Consider the following 20,050-nt stretch of genomic DNA (forward strand, 5'->3'; position numbering starts at 1 on the left):
CCATGACGGCTCCGTCACACCTTCTCGACCTCGATGACTCCGCAAGCGTCACCGCAGCCGATTCCGAGGGATCGCTGCGGTCCGCCGCGCTCGGTGGCGCGCAGGTGCGGGCCACCGCGGAGTCGGTCAACGAGGGCGCCCTCGATCGGATCAGGGATCTCCGCCCGCGCAGCATCGTCCTGGTGACGGGCGGTGGCCGCGCAGGCCGGGCCGCCTCGGTGCTCACCGGTGCGCTCGGCGCCCGGATCGGCGTGCCGATCCTGCACCTGCCCGCGGTCCCGCCGTGGGTCGGCTCGCTCGATGTCGTGGTCGTCGCCGGCGAGGACGCGGGGGATCCACTGTTGCTGTCCGCGGTCGATTCGGCTCTGCGCCGGGGCGCCGAGGTAGTGATCGCCGCGCCGGACGAGGGGCCGCTCCGCGCAGCGGGTGCCGGACGGGCGATGCAGCTGCCGCCGCGCATTCGCGTCGCCGATCAGCACGGGTTCCTGCGGTACCTGTCCGCCGGTCTCGCGGTGCTGACCGTGCTCGGGCCGTCGCGCACCGACAACCTGCTGCCTGACTTACACGAACTCGCCGACGCGGTCGACGCGGAGGCGCTGCGCGGGCACCCGGCCAACGAGGTGTTCCACAATCCCGCGAAGTCACTGGCTGTCCGCATGGGTGGACGCCGGGTGGTGCTCGCCGGAGACGGCCCGGCAACCGGCGCGCTCGCACGGCACGGAGCCGAGGTGCTCATGCGCACCGCGGGCGCGGTGGTCGCGGCGGCCGACCTCAGCGATGTGGTGGCCTCGGCCACACGATTCGCGTCCGGCGGATCCGTCGCGGACGCGGCTGGATACGATCCGATCTTCCATGACGAGGAACTCGACGGTCCGCCACCGAGCAATCCGGTGCGGGTCTTCGTGCTGTCCAGCGCGGCCACCAAGGCCGCGGCATCGCGCAGGATCGCGGTCCTGCGCGATGCCGAGCTGGTGCTCGCCGTGGAGGACGACGAAGAGATCGACAAGGGGGGCCGGGAGATGGCTGGGGAGCGCACCGAGATCGAGCAGCTGGCGGTGACGGCCGTGCGCCTGGAGATGGCCGCGGCCTATCTGCAGTTGATCGGCGGTAGCTAGTGCAGTTGCTCGAAGGCGCGCTGCGCACCTATGCCTGGGGTTCGCGCACCGCTATCGCCGAACTGTGTGGCAGGCCCGTGCCGTCGAACCATCCGGAGGCCGAGGTCTGGCTCGGCGCCCATCCGGCCGACCCGGCACGTCTGCTCGGCGGCGCGGACCCGGTCTCGCTGCTCGAGGCGGTCGACGCCGACCCGGCCGGCCAGCTCGGTGACCGGGCGCGGGCCGAGTTCGGTGACCGGTTGCCGTTCCTGCTCAAGCTGCTCGCCGCCGAGGAACCGCTGTCGCTGCAGGCCCACCCGAGCGCGATTCAGGCCAAGGAGGGCTTCCAGCGCGAGGAGGCCGCCGGGATTCCGCTCGACTCACCGGTACGCAACTACCGCGACGACAGTCACAAGCCGGAACTGGTGGTGGCGCTGACCCGGTTCGAGGTGCTCGCCGGGTTCCGGGATCCGCATCGGACCATCGAGTTGCTCATGGCACTCGAGGTGCCCGCGCTCGATCACTACATCGCTCTCCTTGCGGGACAGCCCGATTCGTCGGGTTTGCGGGCGCTGTTCACCACCTGGATCACGCTGCCCCCGCCCGCGCTCGAAGCGCTGCTCCCACAGATTCTCGAGGGTTGTGTTCGGTACCTGTCGGGTGGGCCCGGCTCGCGCGCGTACACCGCGGAGCTGCGGACCGTGCTCGGTCTGGGCGAGTCCTACCCGGGCGACGCGGGCGTGCTGGCCTCGTTGCTGTTGAACCGGATCACCCTGCAGCCGGGCGAGGGCCTCTACGTCGCGGCCGGGAACCTGCACGCGTACCTGCACGGGCTCGCTGTCGAGGTGATGGCGAACTCGGACAACGTGTTGCGTGGCGGGCTCACCCCCAAGCACGTCGACGTGCCAGAACTGTTACGGGTGCTCGACTTCGAGCCGCTCACCGGGCCGGTGCTGACGCCGTCCGCGGTCCCCGGTGCCGCCACCGTCGTCTACGAGACGCCCGCCCCCGAGTTCGCGCTGACGCGGGTGGACCTGGACCGATCCGGCGATCGGCACCCCGCCTCGGTGGAGTTCGAACTCGCCGGACCGCGGATACTGTTGTGCACCTCCGGATCTGTCACACTTCGGAGCGGCGGAAAGACCCTGGATCTCGAGCAGGGCGGCGCGGCGTGGATCGCGGCCTCGGATCCCGAGCTCGTGGCCGTCGCCCGGACCTCGACCGCGCAGGTGTTCAGCGCCGCTGTCGGGTGAACACCCCCTAGTCAGGTTTGATCGATGCCCGGGTCGCAGATGCGATCGGGGAGAGGAGAACTGCTGTGTCCGCTCATGGTGGCAAGAAGGCGATCGTCGCGGCATTGCTCGCGAACGCCGGTATCGCGGTGGCGAAGTTCGTCGGCTTCCTCATCACCGGTTCCTCGTCGATGCTCGCCGAGTCGGTGCACTCGGTCGCGGATACCTCGAACCAGGGTCTGCTGCTGTTCGGGCAGGCCAGGGCGAATCGGGCGGCCACCAGGCTGCATCCGTTCGGGTACGGCCGCAACCGTTACTTCTACTCCTTCGTCGTGGCCCTGGTGCTGTTCACCCTCGGCTCGATGTTCGCCATCTACGAGGGCATCCACAAGATCCAGCATCCGGAGGACCTGACGTCCCCGATCGTGGCCGTGATCATCCTGGTGATCGCGATCGGGCTGGAGACCTTCAGCTTCCTCACCGCCGTCAAGGAATCCCGTCCGCTCAAGGGGCAGGCCGGCTGGTGGCACTTCATCCGGACCTCGCGCAGCCCTGAGCTGCCCGTCGTGCTGCTCGAGGACACCGGCGCGCTCGTCGGCCTGGTCCTCGCGCTCGGTGGTGTCGGCCTGTCGATGCTCACCGGGAACCCGGTCTTCGACGGCATCGGCACGCTCTGCATCGGTGTCCTGCTCGGCATCATCGCGGTCATCCTGATCATCGAGATGAAGAGCCTGCTGATCGGCGAGGGTGCCACGGAGGACGACGAGGAGCGGATCCTGGCCGCGCTGGTCGACGGCAAGCAGATCGACCGGGTCATCCACTGCAAGACCCAGTACCTCGGTCCCGAGGAGATGCTCGTCGCCGCGAAGGTGGCGATCGCGCCCGGATCCGATATCGAGACCGTCGCGGCCGCGATCGACGAGGCAGAGGCCCGGGTGCGCGCCGCGGTCCCGTTGGCCCGGGTCATCTACCTCGAGCCTGACCTGTACCGGGAACCCGCCTCGTAGCCGACGCGCCACCGCGGCGAAACCTCGTGTGAGGGGTGCCGGGCGCAATAGGCTTGGCCGCATTCCCTCACGAGGAGGTAGCGATGGGATCCGGGATTTTCAGAACGAAGTCGGTCGAGCAGTCGATCGCGGACACCGACGAGCCGGACAGCAAGCTCCGGAAGGATCTCACGGCTTGGGACCTGACGGTCTTCGGCGTCGCGGTGGTCGTCGGTGCGGGCATCTTCACGCTGACCGCGCGCACCGCGGGCAATGTTGCCGGGCCTTCGGTCTCGCTGGCGTTCGTGCTCGCCGCCATCGCGTGTGGACTGGCCGCGCTGTGTTACGCGGAGTTCGCCTCGACCGTCCCGGTCGCCGGCAGCGCGTACACCTTCTCCTACGCCACGTTCGGCGAGTTCGTCGCCTGGATCATCGGCTGGGACCTCATCCTGGAATTCGCCCTTGCCGCCTCGGTGGTGGCCAAGGGGTGGTCGCTGTACCTCGGCAATGTGATCGGCGCCGAAGGGTCGACGGTGATCTCGATGGGGCCGGTGGACATGGACTGGGGTTCGATCCTGCTGATCGCGGCCCTGACCGTCATCCTCGTGACCGGCACCAAGCTGTCATCGCGGGTGTCCGCAGTGATCACCGGCATCAAGGTCGGCGTGGTGCTGCTGGTGATCGTCGTCGGTGCCTTCTACATCAACAAGGACAACTATTCGCCGTACATCCCGCCGTCGCAGCCGGGCAGTACCGGCGAGGGCATCCACCAGTCGCTGTTCTCCTACCTCACGGGCGCGGGTGGCAGCACCTACGGCTGGTACGGCCTGCTTGCCGCCGCCAGCCTGGTGTTCTTCGCGTTCATCGGATTCGACGTCGTGGCCACCACGGCGGAGGAGACCAAGAACCCGCAGAAGGCGCTGCCGAGAGGCATCATCGCCTCCCTCCTGATCGTGACCGTCCTGTACGTCGCGGTGACGCTGGTGCTCACCGGCATGGTCAAGTACACCGACCTCGCGGGCGAGAACTCGACGCTGGCGACGGCGTTCGAGTACCACGGCATCACCTGGGCGCAGTGGGTGATCAACCTGGGTGCCCTGGCCGGCCTGACCACCGTGGTGATGGTGATGCTGCTGGGCCAGACCCGGGTGCTGTTCGCGATGTCGCGGGACGGGCTGATGCCGCGCCAACTGGCGCACACCGGGCGCAACGGGACCCCGGTGCGGATCACCGTCATCGTCGGTGTCGTCTCCGCGCTGCTCGCCGGCTTCTTCCCGATGGGGACCCTCGAGGAGATGGTCAACATCGGCACCCTGTTCGCGTTCGTGCTGGTGTGCCTCGGCGTGATCGTCCTGCGTCGTACCCGGCCGGACCTGCCGCGCGGCTTCCGGGTCCCGCTGGTCCCGCTGGTGCCGATCCTCGCGGTGCTGGCCTGCCTGTGGCTGATGCTCAACCTGTCGGTGGAGACCTGGATCCGTTTCGTCGTCTGGATGGCGATCGGCATCGTCGTCTATTTCCTCTACGGGTACCGGCATTCGATGGTGGGCCTACGTGGCAGGCCCCAGCCGGGGGTGGAGGCCGAGGCACTCGGTCACCTCGGTGGTCCGGAGGGGCCAGGCGGGGTCGGGCTCTGACCCCGGGCCGACCAGGCCGAACCGTTGTGCTGCGAACACCCCGCCGGATCCCGGCGGGGTGTTCTGCGTTCATCGGTCGGATTCCCCGCGTGTACAAATCATTCGATTTGTATAGACAGCAGACGAAAGGTGGCATATCGTCTATTTCTACGTGGCCCACCTCACAGCGCCGGGCCCCGTTCCCAGAGGAGGCAGTCGTGGCAATGCAGGTCGATCCGGGGGCGCAGGCACCCGCCGAGCAGTGGCGAGACAAGAAGCGGCATCTGTGGTTGCTGGGGCTGATCCCGCCGACCGCCGTCTTCCTCGCGGCCGGACTGGTCTGGGGATTCAACGAGCTGGGCTGGTCCGCGGTCTCGCCGGTGTGGTGGTGGATCGGGCCGATCCTCGTCTACGGGCTGCTGCCGGTGCTCGACATCTTCTTCGGGCCGGACGGCCAGAACCCGCCGGAAGAGGTGATGGAGCGGCTCGAGAACGACAAGTACTACCGGTACTGCACGTACGTCTACATCCCGTTCCAGCTCGCGAGCCTGGTGTTCGCCTGCTACCTGTGGACCGCGGACAACCTCGCCTGGCTGGGTATCGAGGGCGGCCTGGGGCTCGCCTCCAAGATCGGACTCGCGTTCAGCATCGGGGTGATGGGAGGCATCGGCATCAACACCGCCCACGAACTCGGTCACAAGAAGGACGAGCTCGAGCGCTGGCTGTCCAAGATCACCCTGGCCCAGACCTTCTACGGGCACTTCTACATCGAGCACAACCGCGGCCACCACGTTCGCGTGTCCACCCCGGAGGACCCGGCCAGTGCCCGATTCGGCGAGACCTTCTGGTCCTTCCTGCCGCGCAGCGTCTGGGGCAGCCTGAAGTCGTCGTGGGAGCTGGAGAAGGCCCGCATGGAGCGCCTCGGCAAGAGCGCGTGGAGCATCCACAACGACGTGCTCAACGCCTGGCTGATGTCCGCCGTCCTGTACGTCGCGCTCGTCGCCGGGTTCGGCTGGGAGGTGCTGCCCTTCCTGCTACTGCAGGCCGTCTACGGATTCTCGCTGCTCGAGACCGTGAACTATCTCGAGCACTACGGACTGCTTCGTCAGAAGACCGCCAGTGGCCGCTACGAGCGCTGCGCCCCGGTGCACAGTTGGAACTCGGATCACATCTGCACCAACATCTTCCTGTACCACCTGCAGCGGCACAGCGACCATCACGCCAATCCGACGCGGCGCTACCAGACGCTGCGCAGCATGGACGGCGCCCCTAACCTGCCGAGCGGCTACGCCAGCATGATCTCCCTCGCGTACTTCCCGCCGGTTTGGCGCAAGGTGATGGACAAGCGTGTCCTCGACCACTACGACGGCGACATCACCCGGGTGAACGTCCAGCCGGCCAAGCGTGAGCGGATCCTCGCCCGCTACGGGGCGGCGTGATCATGGCTGCCTATCAGTGCCCGGTATGCGACTACCGCTACGACGAACTGAAAGGTGCCCCGCGAGAAGGATTCCCGGCAGGCACCCCATGGGATTCGGTTCCCGACGACTGGTGCTGCCCGGACTGCGGAGTGCGGGAGAAGATCGATTTCGAGAGGACTGAATGATGAAGCTCTACCGCTGTGTCCAGTGTGGTTTCGAGTACGACGAGGAACTGGGGTGGCCCGAGGACGGCATCGCGCCCGGCACCCGCTGGGACGACATTCCCGATGACTGGAGCTGTCCCGACTGTGGCGCGGCCAAGGCCGATTTCGAGATGGTCGAGGTTGCCCGCTCGTGAGCTCCATCGTGATCGTGGGCACCGGGGTAGCCGGGATCACCGCTGCCGAAACGCTACGGGCGGAGGGCTTCTCGGGAGCGGTGACCGTGATCGGCGACGATCCCGCGCATCCGTACCGCCGGCCCGCCCTCTCGAAGGACTTGCTGCTCGGGACGATGCCCGCGGAGAAGGCCCGGATCCGCGCGGCCGACTACTGGACCGAGCGAGCGATCGAGTTCCGCACGTCGGTGGCCGTCATCTCGATCGACCTGGCCGGCCGATCGGTCCGGCTCGACACCGGCGAGGAGCTGCCGTACGACGCCCTGCTCCTCGCGACCGGCGGCCGGGCGCGCGGCATCGAGCACTCGGCCGGTGACGCGGTGCTGGCGCTGCGGTCGATGCACGACGTGGCACCGCTGCGTGCCGCCATCGACCGGACCAATTCGATCCTGGTGATCGGGGCGGGCCTGATCGGTTCCGAGGTCGCCGCCACCGCCAGGGGCCTCGGTGCCGAGGTGACGATGCTCGAAGCGGCGCCCGCGCCGCTGCACCGGGTACTCCCGCCGCAGGTCGGCGCGCTGTACGAGCAGATCCACCGCGAAAACGGCGTGGCGCTGCACACCTCGGTGCGGCTCGCCGAGCTCGCCTCGGACGGCGCGGGCGGGGTGCGTGCCACCGCCGACGACGGGACGGTGTGGTCCGCGGGCGCGGCGCTGCTCGCGGTCGGAATGGTGCCGAACACGCTCCTCGCGGAGCGGGCCGGGCTCGCCACCGCGGACGGAATCGTGGTGGACGAGCGCCACGCCACCTCCGAGCCCGGTGTGTATGCGGCGGGGGACGTGGCCAACTGCCCGAATCTCGTGCTGGGCGGCAGGCATCGAACCGAGCACTGGAACTCCGCGCAGACCCAGGGCGCCGGGGCCGCGCGGGCAATGCTCGCGGGCCTGGCGGGCGCGGAGCCCGCTCCGGCCCGCGAGGTGCCCTGGTGCTGGTCCTCGCAGTACGGGCTCAATCTCCAGATCGCGGGGTGGCCGCAGGCCGACGACGACACCGTCGTTCGGGGCAGCATCGCCGGGCGTGATTTCACCCTGCTCGCGCGGCGGGACGGCCGCCTGGTCGGCGCGGTGACCCTCGGCAGGCCCAAGGACCTCCGCGCCGCGCGAGTCCTGATCGGCGAGCACCCGACGATCGATCCGGCGCTCCTGGCGGATGAGAGCCAGGACCTCACGGCGTTGAGTCAGCGGGTTCCTGTTTGACGGCCCGGATGCATGCTGCCACTCTCGCCACCATGGCACCGACGAACCGAATCCCGTTCCAACAGGCGACCCGCACACTGCTGCGGGATTCGGTTCTCGGCGCGATGCGGGATCTGCTGTCGGTCAAGGACTGGTCCGAGGTGACCATGACCGACATCGCGGCCGAAGCCGGGGTCAGCAGGCAGACCGTCTACAACGAGTTCAAGTCCAGGCAGGGTCTCGCGCAGGCGTACGCATTGCAGTTGGCGGACCGCTTCGTCGGGGCCATCGAGGACTCCATCTACGGCAACGTGGGCCTGCCGCACGTGGGGCTGGTCGAGGCGTTCACCACGTTCTTCCAGCAGAGTGCCTCCGATCCGCTGGTCCAGTCGCTGCTCACCGGGGAAGCCAAGCCGGACCTGCTGCGGCTGATCACCACCGACAGTGCCCCGCTGCTCGACCACGCCTCGGCAAGGCTCGCGGAAACATTGGAGCGCAGCTGGATTCAGGCTTCGCCTGCCGATGCCGGAGTCCTCAGTCGGGGGATCGTCAGGTTGGCGATCAGCTACATCTCGATGCCGCCGGATTCCGATCGCAACGTCGCCGAGGACCTGGCCCGGATCTTCGTGCCCTTCATCGAGGCGATCGTCGGCGCCGCCGAGGCGTAACTCGCGCGCCCGCCCCAGGAGGAAACCCGATAGCCTTACCCGAGATATCGGCAACCAGGAGAGGCAGATGACGACCTCAGTGTCTGAGAACAAGCTCGAGGCGGATACCCGCAACGGAATCGACTACAAGGTGGCGGACCTTTCGCTCGCCGAGTTCGGCCGCAAGGAGATCCGTCTCGCCGAGCACGAGATGCCGGGCCTGATGGCCCTTCGTCGTGAGTACGCCGAGGTCCTGCCGCTCAAGGGTGCCCGCATCTCCGGGTCACTGCACATGACGATCCAGACCGCCGTGCTGATCGAGACGCTGGCCGCGCTCGGCGCCGAGGTCCGCTGGGCCTCGTGCAACATCTTCTCCACCCAGGATCACGCCGCGGCCGCGATCGTCGTCGGCCCGCACGGCACCCCGGAGGAGCCCAAGGGCATCCCCGTGTTCGCCTGGAAGGGCGAGACGCTGGATGAGTACTGGTGGGCCGCCGAGCAGATGCTCACCTGGCCGGGCGAGCCCGCGAACATGATCCTCGACGACGGCGGCGACGCCACCATGCTGGTGCTCAAGGGCGCGCAGTTCGAGAAGGCGGGCGTCGTGCCGCCCACCGACGACGAGCACGACTCGGACGAGTACAAGGTGTTCCTCGCGCTGCTGCGTCAGTCGCTCGAGGCGGACAAGTCCAAGTGGACGACCATCGCGGAGTCCGTCAAGGGCGTCACCGAGGAGACCACCACCGGCGTGCTGCGCCTGTACCAGGTGGCCGCGGCCGGTGAGCTCACGTTCCCGGCCATCAACGTCAACGACTCGGTCACCAAGAGCAAGTTCGACAACAAGTACGGCACCCGGCACTCGCTGCTCGACGGCATCAACCGGGGCACCGACGTGCTGATCGGCGGCAAGGCGGCGCTGGTCTGTGGCTACGGCGACGTCGGCAAGGGCTGCGCCGAGGCGCTGCGCGGCCAGGGCGCGCGGGTCGCGGTCACCGAGATCGACCCCATCAACGCCCTGCAGGCGCTGATGGACGGCTTCGAGGTCAAGACGGTGGAGGAGGCGATCGGCTGGGCCGACATCGTCATCACCTCGACCGGTAACAAGGACATCATCACCTTCGAGCACATGAAGCAGATGAAGCACCAGGCGATCCTGGGCAACATCGGTCACTTCGACAACGAGATCGACATGGCAGGTCTGGAGCGGGCGGCCGACGTCACCCGCATCAACATCAAGCCGCAGGTCGACGAGTTCACGTTCGCGGACGGCCACTCGATCATCGTGCTGTCCGAGGGACGCCTGCTGAACCTGGGCAACGCCACCGGCCACCCCTCGTTCGTGATGAGCAACAGCTTCTCCAACCAGGTCATCGCCCAGATCGAGCTGTGGACGAAGCCGGACGAGTACGACAACGAGGTCTACCGCCTGCCCAAGCACCTGGACGAGAAGGTCGCGAAGATCCACGTCGAGGCGCTCGGCGGCTCCCTGACCAAGCTCTCCAAGGACCAGGCCGAGTACATCGGCGTGGACGTCGAGGGCCCGTACAAGCCCGAGCACTACCGGTACTGAGCAACACCGCAGTGGGAACACTGATCGCGCTGGAGGGTCTCGATGGCGCGGGCAAGCGGACGCTGGTCGACAAGCTCGTCTCCGAGCTCACGTCGGCCGGCGTCCGCGTCGCTGTGGACACCTTTCCCCGCTACGGCGTCTCGATCCACGCGGATCTCGCCGCCGAGGCGCTCAAGGGCGCCCACGGTGACCTGGCCGAGTCGGTCAACGCGATGGCCGTGCTCTTCGCACTCGACCGAGGCGGCGCGGTGGCGGAACTGACGGACCTGCTCGAGCGACACGACATCGTGCTGCTCGACAGGTACGTGGCCTCCAACGCGGCCTACGGTGCGGCCCGCCTGCGGCAGGGGCCGGACGGCGAGTTCGTCCGTTGGGTGCGCGAGCTGGAGTTCGATCGCCTCGGCCTGCCGCGGCCGGCGCTGCAGATGCTGCTCGACGTGCCGGTCGAACTGGCGCGGGCGCGGGCGCTGGCCAGGGAGGCCTCCGACTCGACCCGCGAACTCGACGCCTATGAGCGGGACTCGGACCTGCAGACCAGGACCGGTGCGGTGTACCGGGGACTGGCGAAGCGGGAGTGGGTCTCGAGCTGGAAGCTGATCGACCCGAACGTCGATCCGGCGGCACTCGCCGCGGATCTGGCACAGTGGATATGACGACACACTGCGCCGGACCCCACGCAACGACGGGTTCCGGCGTCCCGAGATGACACGATAGGGATATGAAGCCACGCATTCTGGTTGTCGATGACGACACGGCTCTGGCCGAGATGCTCACCATCGTGCTCCGTGGGGAGGGCTTCGAGCCCTTCGTCGTCGGGGACGGCACGCAGGCGCTGACCGCGGTCCGAGAGATCCGACCTGACCTGGTGCTCCTGGACCTGATGCTGCCGGGGATGAACGGCATCGACGTGTGCCGGGTGCTGCGTGCCGATTCCGGGGTCCCGATCGTGATGCTGACCGCCAAGACGGACACCGTCGATGTGGTGCTCGGGCTCGAGTCGGGTGCCGACGACTACATCATGAAGCCCTTCAAGCCGAAGGAGCTCGTCGCCCGCGTGCGGGCCCGGCTACGGCGCACCGAGGACGAGCCGGCCGAGCTGCTCAGCATCGCGGACATCGTCATCGACGTGCCCGCCCACAAGGTCACCCGTGAGGGCCAGCTCATCGCCCTCACGCCCCTCGAGTTCGACCTCCTCGTCGCCCTGGCCCGCAAGCCCCGCCAGGTCTTCACCCGCGAGGTCCTGCTCGAGCAGGTGTGGGGATATCGCCACGCCGCCGACACCCGCCTGGTCAACGTCCACGTCCAGCGGCTGCGCGCCAAGGTCGAAACCGATCCTGAGAATCCCGAAGTGGTGCTCACGGTCAGGGGGGTCGGCTACAAGGCCGGACCGCCGTGATCCGATTCTCTCGTACGCGGCGGCGTATCAACGGAACGTTCACGCCGCTGCTGCGTCGTTGCAAGGACCTGAGTCATTTGCTCGGGCATCTGTGGCGGCGTTCCCTGCAGCTCCGGGTCGTGGTCTCGACCCTGACGCTGTCGCTGGTGGTCATCACCATTCTCGGCGTGGTGCTGACCAGCCAGATCACCGATCGGCTGCTCGAGGCGAAGATCACCGCCGCCACCGAGGAGATGGACCGTGCGCGAAGCACCGTGCAGAACGAGTTGGCGGGAGCCGACGACGGCACCTCGCTCGAGACCCAGCTCGACGGGGCGCGCGCGGCGCTGACGAATCGGGAGAGTGATGCGGGCGCGGCCTCGGGCGCCGCGGGCACCTTCACTCCCGTCCTGGTGGCACCGGCTGTGCCGCCACATCAAACCGAGTCGAGCGGCCCGATCGGGCAGATCCCGGACAACCTCCGAGAGTTCGTCAGGAAGGATCAGGTCAGCTACCAGTTCGCGACGGTCTCGGATCCGGAGGGCTACTCCGGTCCGGCGCTGATCGTCGGCAGCCCGGTGGCGTCCGACGTTGCCGGCCTGCAGCTGTACCTGGTGTTCCCGCTGGCGGCCGAGGAGAAGAGCCTGTCGCTGATGCGCGGCACGATGCTCATCGGCGGCGCGGTGCTGTTGGTGTTGCTGGCCGCGATCTCGATGTTGGTCGCGCGTCAGGTGGTGCTCCCGATCCGGTCGGCTTCGCGGATCGCGGAGCGCTTCGCGGACGGCAGGCTCAAGGAACGGATGCCGGTCCGCGGCGAGGACGACATGGCCAGGTTGGCCGTCTCCTTCAACGACATGGCGGAGAGCCTGTCCAAACAGATCACTCAGCTCGAGGAGTTCGGCAACCTGCAGAAGCGGTTCACCTCGGATGTGAGCCACGAGCTGCGGACCCCGCTGACCACCGTGCGGATGGCCGCCGAGTTGATCCACGACGGCAGTGCGGACCTGGATCCGGCGATGCGGCGTTCCTCCCAGCTGCTCGTCGCCGAGCTGGACCGGTTCGAGTCGCTGCTGAACGACCTGCTGGAGATCAGCCGCCACGACGCGGGCGTCGCCGAGCTGTCCAACGAACAACTCGACCTGCGGATGAGCGCGCGGGCCGCGGTGTCGACGATCCGTCATCTCGCCCGTGAGTCCTCGACCGAGCTGATCCTCGATCTGCCGGACGAGCCGGTGATCGCGTCCGTAGATCCGCGCCGGGTCGAGCGCATCCTGCGGAACCTGCTCGCCAACGCGATCGACCACGGGGAGGGCAAGCCGGTGTTGCTGCGGCTGCGCGCGGATGCCGACGCGGCGGCGTTCATCGTGCGGGATCAGGGGATCGGACTTCGCCCAGGCGAGGAGAAGCTGGTGTTCAACAGGTTCTGGCGGTCGGACCCATCCCGGGTGCGCCGCTCCGGGGGAACCGGGCTCGGCCTGGCCATCAGCCTCGAGGACGCGCGGCTGCACGACGGCCGACTCGAGGCGTGGGGCGAGCCGGGGGAGGGCGCATGCTTCCGGTTGACGCTGCCCCTGGTGCGCGGCCACAAGATCACCAGCAGTCCGCTGCCGCTGAAGCCGTCGACCCGCAAACACGCTCAGGGTCAGCCGATTCCGGGGACCGCCCGATCCGACGACGGGCTCGAGACGCGGAGCGAGTCGCTCGACCCGGATGAGGCGAGCAGCGTGCCGATGCTCAGGGAGCGGCCATGAGGGTACGAATCGCCGCGGCGCTGGCGTCGGTTTTCCTGCTTGCCGGCTGCGCCAGCCTCCCCGACTCGTCCACCCCGCAGGCGATCGGCACCATCGCGCCCAGCCCTGTCACCGGGGAGGTGCCGGTGCCGCTGCCCGGCCGCGAGCCGAACCTGCTGCTGCGGGACTTCTTCGCGGCCAGCACGGACCCGCTGAACCGGCATGCCGCGGCACGCCAGTTCCTGACCCCGGCCGCGGCGGAGCGCTGGGACGACGCCGCGAGCACGACCATCGTCGACAAGGTGGACGTGCTCGAGGAACAGCGCAATGGCGACACGGCCACCTTCACCATCCGCGCGAACAAGGTCGGTCAGCTCGAACCCGGCGGCTCCTATCAGGCGACCGAGGGGAGTTTCGAGGCCAAGGTCCACCTGCACCGAACCGACGGTCAGTGGCGGATCGACGAACTCCCGCCCGGCGTGATCATGGACCGGCCGCAGTTTCTCAAGACCTATCAGCGCAACGCCCTGTACTTCGTCGCTCCCGGCGAGAACATGGTGGTTCCCGACCTGCGCTGGATCTCGGCGCGCCAGGAGAACCTCCCGGAGCGGCTGGTGGACCTGCTGATCGCGGGCCCCAAGGCGGTGCTGGCGAACGCGGTCGAGAACGAGCTGGCAGGCCTGTCGCGGCGCGGGCCGGTCACCAAGGCCGACGGCCGCACCGAGGGCGTCGGCATCGGGTTCGGCGGCGTCCGCATCGACTTCCAGGGCGCGCAGGGACTCGACCAGCACCAGCGCGAGCTGCTGGCGGCGCAGGTCGTGTGGACCCTCGCCACGGCCGAGATCTCCGGGCCGTATGTGCTGCTCGCGGACGGCAAGCCGCTCGACGAGCGGTTCCCGCAGGGATGGAGCACCGCCGACGTCGCCTCGACCAACCCGACCGCCTCGGTGAGCGGGGTCGTCGGGCTGAACGCGCTGCGGGACGGGGCGTTGGTCAGCGTGACCGATACCGGCGTGTCGCCGAGGCCCGGCTACTTCGGCTCGGCGACGAGCCTCGAGTCGATCGCGTTGTCCCGGGACGGCAGATGGGCTGCGGGCGTGTCGGCGGCGGGACGGGCGTCCGGGACGGTCCGGACGCTGATGGCGGGACCGATCGACGGTGACGCGGTGCCGCTGCTCCAGGGCGGGTCCATCACCAGGCCCACCTGGTCGCCCGACAACGGGTCCATCTGGGCGGTGGTGGACGGTTCCCGGGTGGTGCGCGCCGAGCGGGACCCGGCAGGCCAGATGTCCGTTCAGCCCGTCGACTCGGCCGCGATCGCCGGGCTGGGCGGGTCCATCACCGAACTGCGGCTGTCCCGAGACGGGGTGCGGGCGGCGATCATCGTCGACGGCAAGGTGTACGTGGCGACCGCAGAGCGTCGTCCGGACGGCCAGTATCAGCTCACGAATCCACGGCCGGCCGCGGTCGGTCTCGGCAGCCCGGCGGTGGCTCTGGACTGGAGTGGTGCCGACTCCGTGGTGGTGGTCCGGGCGGCGTCCGAGATCCCGGTGGTCATGGTGTCGCAGGACGGCTCCCGGATGGACGCGCTGCCGAGCCGGAACCTGACGTCGCCGGTGGACTCCGTCGACGCCTCCCCGACGACGGTGTTCGTCGGAGACGCGCGCGGGGTGTTCCAGCTCAACAACAACGACCCGGCGTCCGATCGGTACTGGCGTGAGGTGCCCGGACTGACCGGTGTCAAGGCCACCCCCGTGCTGCCCGGCTGACTGTCGTAGCGCGGGTGCACACTGCGGTGCATGCGCGCGCTCGTCGACCTGATCCTGCCCCGCGAGTGCGGCGGCTGCGGGGCGGTCGGCACCGATTGGTGTGACCGCTGCCGGGCGGAGCTGTCGGGCGATCCGGTGCGGCTCGCTCCCCGGCTCGATCCGGGGGTTCCGGCCTGGGCGCTGGGGCGGTACACGGGTCCGCGACGGAGCGCGGTGATCGCCGCCAAGGAGCGCGGACGCCGGGACCTGGCGAGGCCGCTGGGGCAGGCGCTGGCCGGTGCTCTTGGGCGGCTTCGAGAACTCGGCGAGATCGACCCGCCGGAACTCGCCGGATTGGCCTTGGTGCCGGCGCCGACCCGGGCGAGGGCGGCGCGGGTGCGTGGGGGAGACCCGGTGACCCGGGCGGCGCTCGCGGCGGTGTCGGCGCTGTCGCCCGAACCGGTTGCGGTGTTGCCGATTCTGAAACTTGCTCGGGGAGTTCGGGATTCGGTCGGACTCTCGGCGCGGGCGCGCGTCGAGAACCTGTCGGGTCGGATCGTGGTGGCCCCCGGTGCGCGAACCGGCCGGTCTGCTTGCGTGGTGCTCGTCGACGACGTTCTGACGACCGGGGCGACGGCCGCGGAGTCCGTGCGGGTGCTCGCCGGGAGCGGTGTCAGGGTCGATGCCGTGCTTGTGATCGGCGCCGCATGAATCAATCGGGGAGAACGCTGGCACTCGCGTCCAACTCGGACTAGCGTCGCCAACACAACCGACGACACGGGCGGGAGGTGATACCCCAAACCTGGCGCCGGGCGGTCCCCTCCCGGCGCAGATCACCCGCCGACTGTCACCGCGGTGACACGGCCGTAACCTGGAGGTACCGTGACGAACCCTTCAAAAGCCTCGGTTTTTTTCGAAGAAGAGACGGACTCGGCCGGGCAGCCTGACGGCCCGCGCGCCGACATTGTGGTGAAGGGCCGCAATGTCGAGGTCCCCGACCACTTCCGTGTGTATGTCTCAGAGAAGCTGGCTCGGCTCGAGCGCTTCGATCCCACGATCTACCTCTTCGATGTGGAGCTCTATCACGAGCGCAATCGACGGCAGGCCAAGAGCTGCCAGCGCGTCGAGATCACCGCCAGGGGCAAGGGCCCCGTCGCCAGGGCTGAGGCCACCGCCGACAGTTTCTACGCGGCATTCGAGGGCGTGACCACCAAGCTGGAGAGCAGACTGCGCCGCACCAAGGATCGGCGCCGCGTCCACTACGGCGACAAGACACCGGTCTCGGTGGCCGAGGCGACCGCGGCGCTCGCCGAGGACGATTCCCTGGCGATTTCGCCCGACCTGTCACTCGAATCCGAGACCGCGCCGCCCGACGGCCCAGGTCAGGTCGTGCGGACCAAGGTGCACACCGCAGCACCGATGAGCGTCGATGACGCCCTGTACGAGATGGAACTGGTCGGCCACGACTTCTTCCTGTTCCACGACAAGGAATCGGATCGGCCCTCTGTCGTCTACCGGCGACACGCGTTCGACTATGGCCTGATCCGACTGGCCTGACCCCGGTCAATTGAGTTAACGCCTACCATGGAGCCGGTTGGGAGAGAACTCTCCCGACCGGCTCCACCATGTACACCACCTGCCCGCCGAGGATTGAGGACGTTTAAGCCCGTGCCGTCGTTGTCGCTTTCGAAGCTGCTCCGTGTTGGTGAAGGTCGCATGGTCAAGCGGCTCAAGCACATCGCCGAGCACGTATCCACCCTCTCGCCCGACGTGGAGGCCCTGTCCGACGCCGAACTCCACGCGAAGACTGCGGAGTTCCGGGAGCGGTACGCCCGCGGGGAGACCCTCGACGAGCTGCTGCCCGAGGCGTTCGCCGCGGCACGGGAGGCTTCCTGGCGGGTGCTCGGCCAGAAGCACTACACCGTCCAGGTCATGGGCGGCGCGGCGCTGCACTTCGGGAACGTCGCCGAGATGAAGACCGGTGAGGGCAAGACCCTCACCTGTGTGCTCCCGGCCTACCTCAACGCGATCGCGGGCGACGGCGTGCACGTGGTCACGGTCAACGACTACCTGGCCAAGCGCGACTCCGAGTGGATGGGCCGTGTGCACCGCTTCCTCGGACTCGACACCAGCGTGATCCTGTCGGGGATGACCCCGGCCGAGCGGCGCTCGGCGTACGCGGCCGACATCACCTACGGCACCAACAACGAGTTCGGCTTCGACTACCTGCGCGACAACATGACGCACAGCCTCGACGACCTGGTGCAGCGCGGCCACAACTTCGCCATCGTCGACGAGGTCGACTCGATCCTCATCGACGAGGCCCGCACGCCGCTGATCATCTCCGGCCCGGCCGACGCCTCCAGCAAGTGGTACGGCGAGTTCGCCCGCATCGCGCCGCTGCTCAAGCGCGATGTGCACTACGAGGTCGACATCAAGAAGCGCACTGTCGGCGTGCACGAGGCGGGCGTCGAACTCGTCGAGGATCAGCTCGGCATCGACAACCTCTACGAGGCCGCGAACTCGCCGCTGGTCAGCTACCTGAACAACGCCGTCAAGGCCAAGGAGCTCTACCAGAAGGACAAGGACTACATCGTCCGCGACGGCGAGGTCATCATCGTCGACGAGTTCACCGGACGCATCCTGGTCGGACGCCGCTACAACGAGGGCATGCACCAGGCCATCGAGGCCAAGGAAAAGGTCGAGATCAAGGCCGAGAACCAGACGCTCGCCACGATCACCCTGCAGAACTACTTCCGTCTCTACGACAAGCTCTCGGGCATGACCGGTACGGCCGAGACGGAAGCCGCCGAGTTGCACCAGACCTACGGCCTCGGCGTGATCCCGATCCCGACGAACCGTCCGATGGTCCGAGTCGACCAGGGCGACCTGATCTACAAGACCGAGGAGGCGAAGTTCGCCGCCGTCGTAGACGATGTCGCCGAGCGCCACGCGAAGGGCCAGCCGGTCCTCATCGGTACCACCAGCGTCGAGCGCTCCGAGTACCTGTCGAAGCAGTTCACCAAGCGCGGCGTCGCGCACAGCGTCCTCAACGCGAAGTTCCATGAGCAGGAGGCGACCATCGTCGCCGAGGCCGGCCGCACCGGTGCGGTCACCGTGGCCACCAACATGGCCGGCCGTGGCACCGACGTCGTGCTGGGCGGAAACCCCGACATCCTCGCCGACCTGCATCTGCGCAAGCAGGGGCTGGACCCGGTCGAGACCCCCGACGAGTACGAGGCCGCGTGGGAGCCCGCCCTCGAGGAGGTCAAGGCCCAGGTCAAGGCCGACGCGGAGGATGTGCGCGAGGCCGGCGGACTGTACGTGCTCGGCACCGAGCGGCACGAGTCGCGCCGCATCGACAACCAGCTCCGAGGCCGTTCCGGCCGCCAGGGCGACCCGGGCGAGTCCCGCTTCTACCTGTCGCTCGGCGACGAGCTGATGCGACGGTTCAACGGTGCCGCGCTGGAGTCGATCATGACGCGCCTCAACCTTCCCGACGACGTGCCGATCGAGGCGAAGATGGTCTCCAAGGCCATCAAGAGCGCGCAGACGCAGGTAGAGCAGCAGAACTTCGAGATCCGCAAGAACGTCCTGAAGTACGACGAGGTGATGAACCAGCAGCGCACGGTCATCTACGCCGAGCGTCGCCAGATCCTCGAGGGCGAGGACATGGAGGGCCAGGTCGAGGGCATGATCACCGACGTGGTCACCGCCTACGTCGACGGCGCCACTGCTGAGGGCTATGTGGAGGATTGGGACCTCGAGCAGCTGTGGACGGCGCTCAAGACGCTGTACCCGGTCGGCATCGACCACAAGGAGCTGACCGGCGAGACCGAGATCGGCGAGCGCGGCGATCTCACCCGCGAGGAACTGCGCGAGGCGCTGCTGGCGGACGTGCGGGCGGCCTACGACGCGCGCGAGCGACAGATCGACGAGATCGCAGGCGAGAACGGGATGCGTGAACTCGAGCGTCGCGTGCTGCTGTCGGTTCTCGACCGCAAGTGGCGTGAGCACCTCTACGAGATGGACTACCTCAAGGAGGGCATCGGCCTGCGGGCGATGGCCCAGCGTGACCCGCTGGTCGAATACCAGCGCGAGGGCTTCGACATGTTCACCGCAATGCTGGAGGGGCTGAAGGAGGAGTCGGTCGGATTCCTGTTCAACCTTCAGGTCGAGGCCGCGCCCGCGGCCGAACCGGAGCACTCGGGTTGGACGGCCGCCGCCACCGCGGCGCGTCAGGCGCCCGCCGTGCTGCCGACCGAGGAGCCCGCTCCCGCGGCCCCTGCCGCGCCTGCCGCGCTGCGTGCCAAGGGGCTCGATGCGTCGGAGGAGACCAGGCTGACCTACTCGGGTCCCGCCGAGGACGGCAACGCTCAGGTCCGCCGGACCGCCGCGGGTGCCGGCGAGGGTTCCCGACGCGAGCGCCGACAGGCCGGACGGTCCAAGCGCAAGAAGTGACGGCCTCAGCCGACCTGAAGTGATGTGACACGCCAGCCGCCCCATCCGAGGGCGGCTGGCGTGCGTTCGAGGCGGGCCGCGACGGCGAACATCCGCGGCCCGCGCGAGTAGCTGCCGAACACCTCGGCGGAGTCGGCACCGCTCGGTCGCAGATGTACGCGGCCCAGGCAGGCGACGCCGAGCCCTCGGGCGGGCAGGGGTCGCTGGGCCAGCGTGCCGACGAGCCCGACCAGCGCCGGCGCCAGCAGCGGCCGCAGTTGCGCGGGGGGACGCCGACGGTCGAGTACCTCGAGCGTCAGCCGGAGGGCGTGCTCGGCGAACCGTTGCGCGTCGGGGTCGATGGCGACGGCCTCGGCCGGTGGCCTCCCGTGACCGCGGCCGCTGACGGGGGATCGACCGCTGTGCGGCGAGCGGGTCGGAGCGCGGTGTGCGGCCGCTCGAGGCTCCGTCCGGCCCGCAATGGGCGGTTCGCATCGAGGGGCCTGGGTCAAGAACCTGTGGGTGTCACGCATGAGGGACGTCTCCTGTCTCGACGGGCGGCTCGTGACGAGTCGCCGGGCAGCGGTGCCGAGTCCGAGGAGAGGCCGGACGGACTGAAGGA

The 20,050-nt window shown here is 68.6% G+C and carries 18 protein-coding genes; 17 read left to right on the forward strand and 1 reads right to left on the reverse strand.

Annotation, left to right across the window (positions count from 1 at the left end):
* The first annotated feature begins 2 nt into the window (after positions 1-2).
* The 17 genes from ABIC28_RS02850 to secA all read left to right on the forward strand — a co-directional run bounded on the left by ABIC28_RS02850 (position 3) and on the right by secA (position 19,449).
* A complete protein-coding gene (locus ABIC28_RS02850) occupies positions 3-1,115 on the forward strand; it encodes a tobH protein (RefSeq protein WP_097210547.1) in 1,113 nt (370 codons plus the stop codon).
* On the forward strand, positions 1,115-2,347 hold the full coding sequence (gene manA, locus ABIC28_RS02855; protein ID WP_097210548.1) for a mannose-6-phosphate isomerase, class I: 1,233 nt from the start codon (positions 1,115-1,117) through the stop codon (positions 2,345-2,347). Before ABIC28_RS02850 ends, manA begins: the two co-directional genes overlap by 1 nt.
* A gap of 65 nt (positions 2,348-2,412) precedes the next feature.
* Positions 2,413-3,333 carry a cation diffusion facilitator family transporter gene (locus ABIC28_RS02860; protein ID WP_097210549.1) on the forward strand — a complete coding sequence of 307 codons (921 nt, stop codon included), beginning with the start codon at positions 2,413-2,415 and terminating at the stop codon, positions 3,331-3,333.
* 83 nt (positions 3,334-3,416) lie between these two features.
* Positions 3,417-4,946 carry an amino acid permease gene (locus ABIC28_RS02865; RefSeq protein ID WP_097210550.1) on the forward strand — a complete coding sequence of 510 codons (1,530 nt, stop codon included), beginning with the start codon at positions 3,417-3,419 and terminating at the stop codon, positions 4,944-4,946.
* A 203-nt stretch (positions 4,947-5,149) separates the two neighbouring features.
* Entirely contained in the window at positions 5,150-6,364 is a 1,215-nt protein-coding gene (locus ABIC28_RS02870; RefSeq protein ID WP_209929263.1) for an alkane 1-monooxygenase, read from the forward strand.
* 2 nt (positions 6,365-6,366) lie between these two features.
* Positions 6,367-6,531 carry a rubredoxin gene (locus ABIC28_RS02875; protein WP_209928842.1) on the forward strand — a complete coding sequence of 55 codons (165 nt, stop codon included), beginning with the start codon at positions 6,367-6,369 and terminating at the stop codon, positions 6,529-6,531.
* Positions 6,531-6,704: a rubredoxin gene (locus tag ABIC28_RS02880; RefSeq protein ID WP_027500191.1), complete on the forward strand. Its 174-nt coding sequence runs from the start codon at positions 6,531-6,533 to the stop codon at positions 6,702-6,704. Before ABIC28_RS02875 ends, ABIC28_RS02880 begins: the two co-directional genes overlap by 1 nt.
* Positions 6,701-7,939, forward strand: a complete 1,239-nt coding sequence (locus ABIC28_RS02885; protein WP_269588328.1) for an NAD(P)/FAD-dependent oxidoreductase — start codon at positions 6,701-6,703, stop codon at positions 7,937-7,939. Before ABIC28_RS02880 ends, ABIC28_RS02885 begins: the two co-directional genes overlap by 4 nt.
* Before the next feature lie 8 nt (positions 7,940-7,947).
* Positions 7,948-8,586, forward strand: a complete 639-nt coding sequence (locus tag ABIC28_RS02890; protein ID WP_097210555.1) for a TetR/AcrR family transcriptional regulator — start codon at positions 7,948-7,950, stop codon at positions 8,584-8,586.
* A gap of 67 nt (positions 8,587-8,653) precedes the next feature.
* Positions 8,654-10,135 carry an adenosylhomocysteinase gene (gene ahcY, locus ABIC28_RS02895; protein ID WP_097210556.1) on the forward strand — a complete coding sequence of 494 codons (1,482 nt, stop codon included), beginning with the start codon at positions 8,654-8,656 and terminating at the stop codon, positions 10,133-10,135.
* Between the two features lie 11 nt (positions 10,136-10,146).
* Positions 10,147-10,788, forward strand: coding sequence for a dTMP kinase (locus ABIC28_RS02900; protein WP_097210557.1), 642 nt, complete (start codon positions 10,147-10,149; stop codon positions 10,786-10,788).
* A 65-nt stretch (positions 10,789-10,853) separates the two neighbouring features.
* The gene (gene mtrA, locus ABIC28_RS02905) at positions 10,854-11,531 is read left to right on the forward strand and encodes an MtrAB system response regulator MtrA (protein ID WP_097210558.1); all 678 of its coding nucleotides are present in this window, start codon (positions 10,854-10,856) and stop codon (positions 11,529-11,531) included.
* A complete protein-coding gene (gene mtrB / locus ABIC28_RS02910) occupies positions 11,528-13,261 on the forward strand; it encodes an MtrAB system histidine kinase MtrB (RefSeq protein ID WP_209928843.1) in 1,734 nt (577 codons plus the stop codon). The genes mtrA and mtrB overlap by 4 nt, the downstream gene beginning before the upstream one ends.
* Positions 13,258-15,009 (forward strand): MtrAB system accessory lipoprotein LpqB, encoded by a 1,752-nt coding sequence (gene lpqB / locus ABIC28_RS02915; RefSeq protein ID WP_097210560.1) that lies wholly within the window; start codon positions 13,258-13,260, stop codon positions 15,007-15,009. Before mtrB ends, lpqB begins: the two co-directional genes overlap by 4 nt.
* 30 nt (positions 15,010-15,039) lie before the next feature.
* Entirely contained in the window at positions 15,040-15,699 is a 660-nt protein-coding gene (locus ABIC28_RS02920; protein ID WP_097210561.1) for a ComF family protein, read from the forward strand.
* Between the two features lie 171 nt (positions 15,700-15,870).
* Entirely contained in the window at positions 15,871-16,545 is a 675-nt protein-coding gene (gene hpf, locus ABIC28_RS02925) for a ribosome hibernation-promoting factor, HPF/YfiA family (RefSeq protein WP_097210562.1), read from the forward strand.
* A gap of 111 nt (positions 16,546-16,656) precedes the next feature.
* Complete coding sequence (gene secA, locus ABIC28_RS02930) at positions 16,657-19,449, forward strand: preprotein translocase subunit SecA (RefSeq protein WP_097210563.1); 2,793 nt, start codon at positions 16,657-16,659, stop codon at positions 19,447-19,449.
* Between the two features lie 5 nt (positions 19,450-19,454).
* On the opposite strand, the gene ABIC28_RS02935 is transcribed toward secA, so the two are convergent.
* Positions 19,455-19,961 (reverse strand): Rv3235 family protein, encoded by a 507-nt coding sequence (locus tag ABIC28_RS02935; protein WP_097210564.1) that lies wholly within the window; start codon positions 19,959-19,961, stop codon positions 19,455-19,457.
* Positions 19,962-20,050: the final 89 nt, after the last annotated feature.

The sequence above is a fragment of the Rhodococcus sp. PvR044 genome, assembly GCF_040548995.1.
Taxonomy (GTDB): Bacteria; Actinomycetota; Actinomycetes; order Mycobacteriales; family Mycobacteriaceae; genus Rhodococcus_G; species Rhodococcus_G oryzae.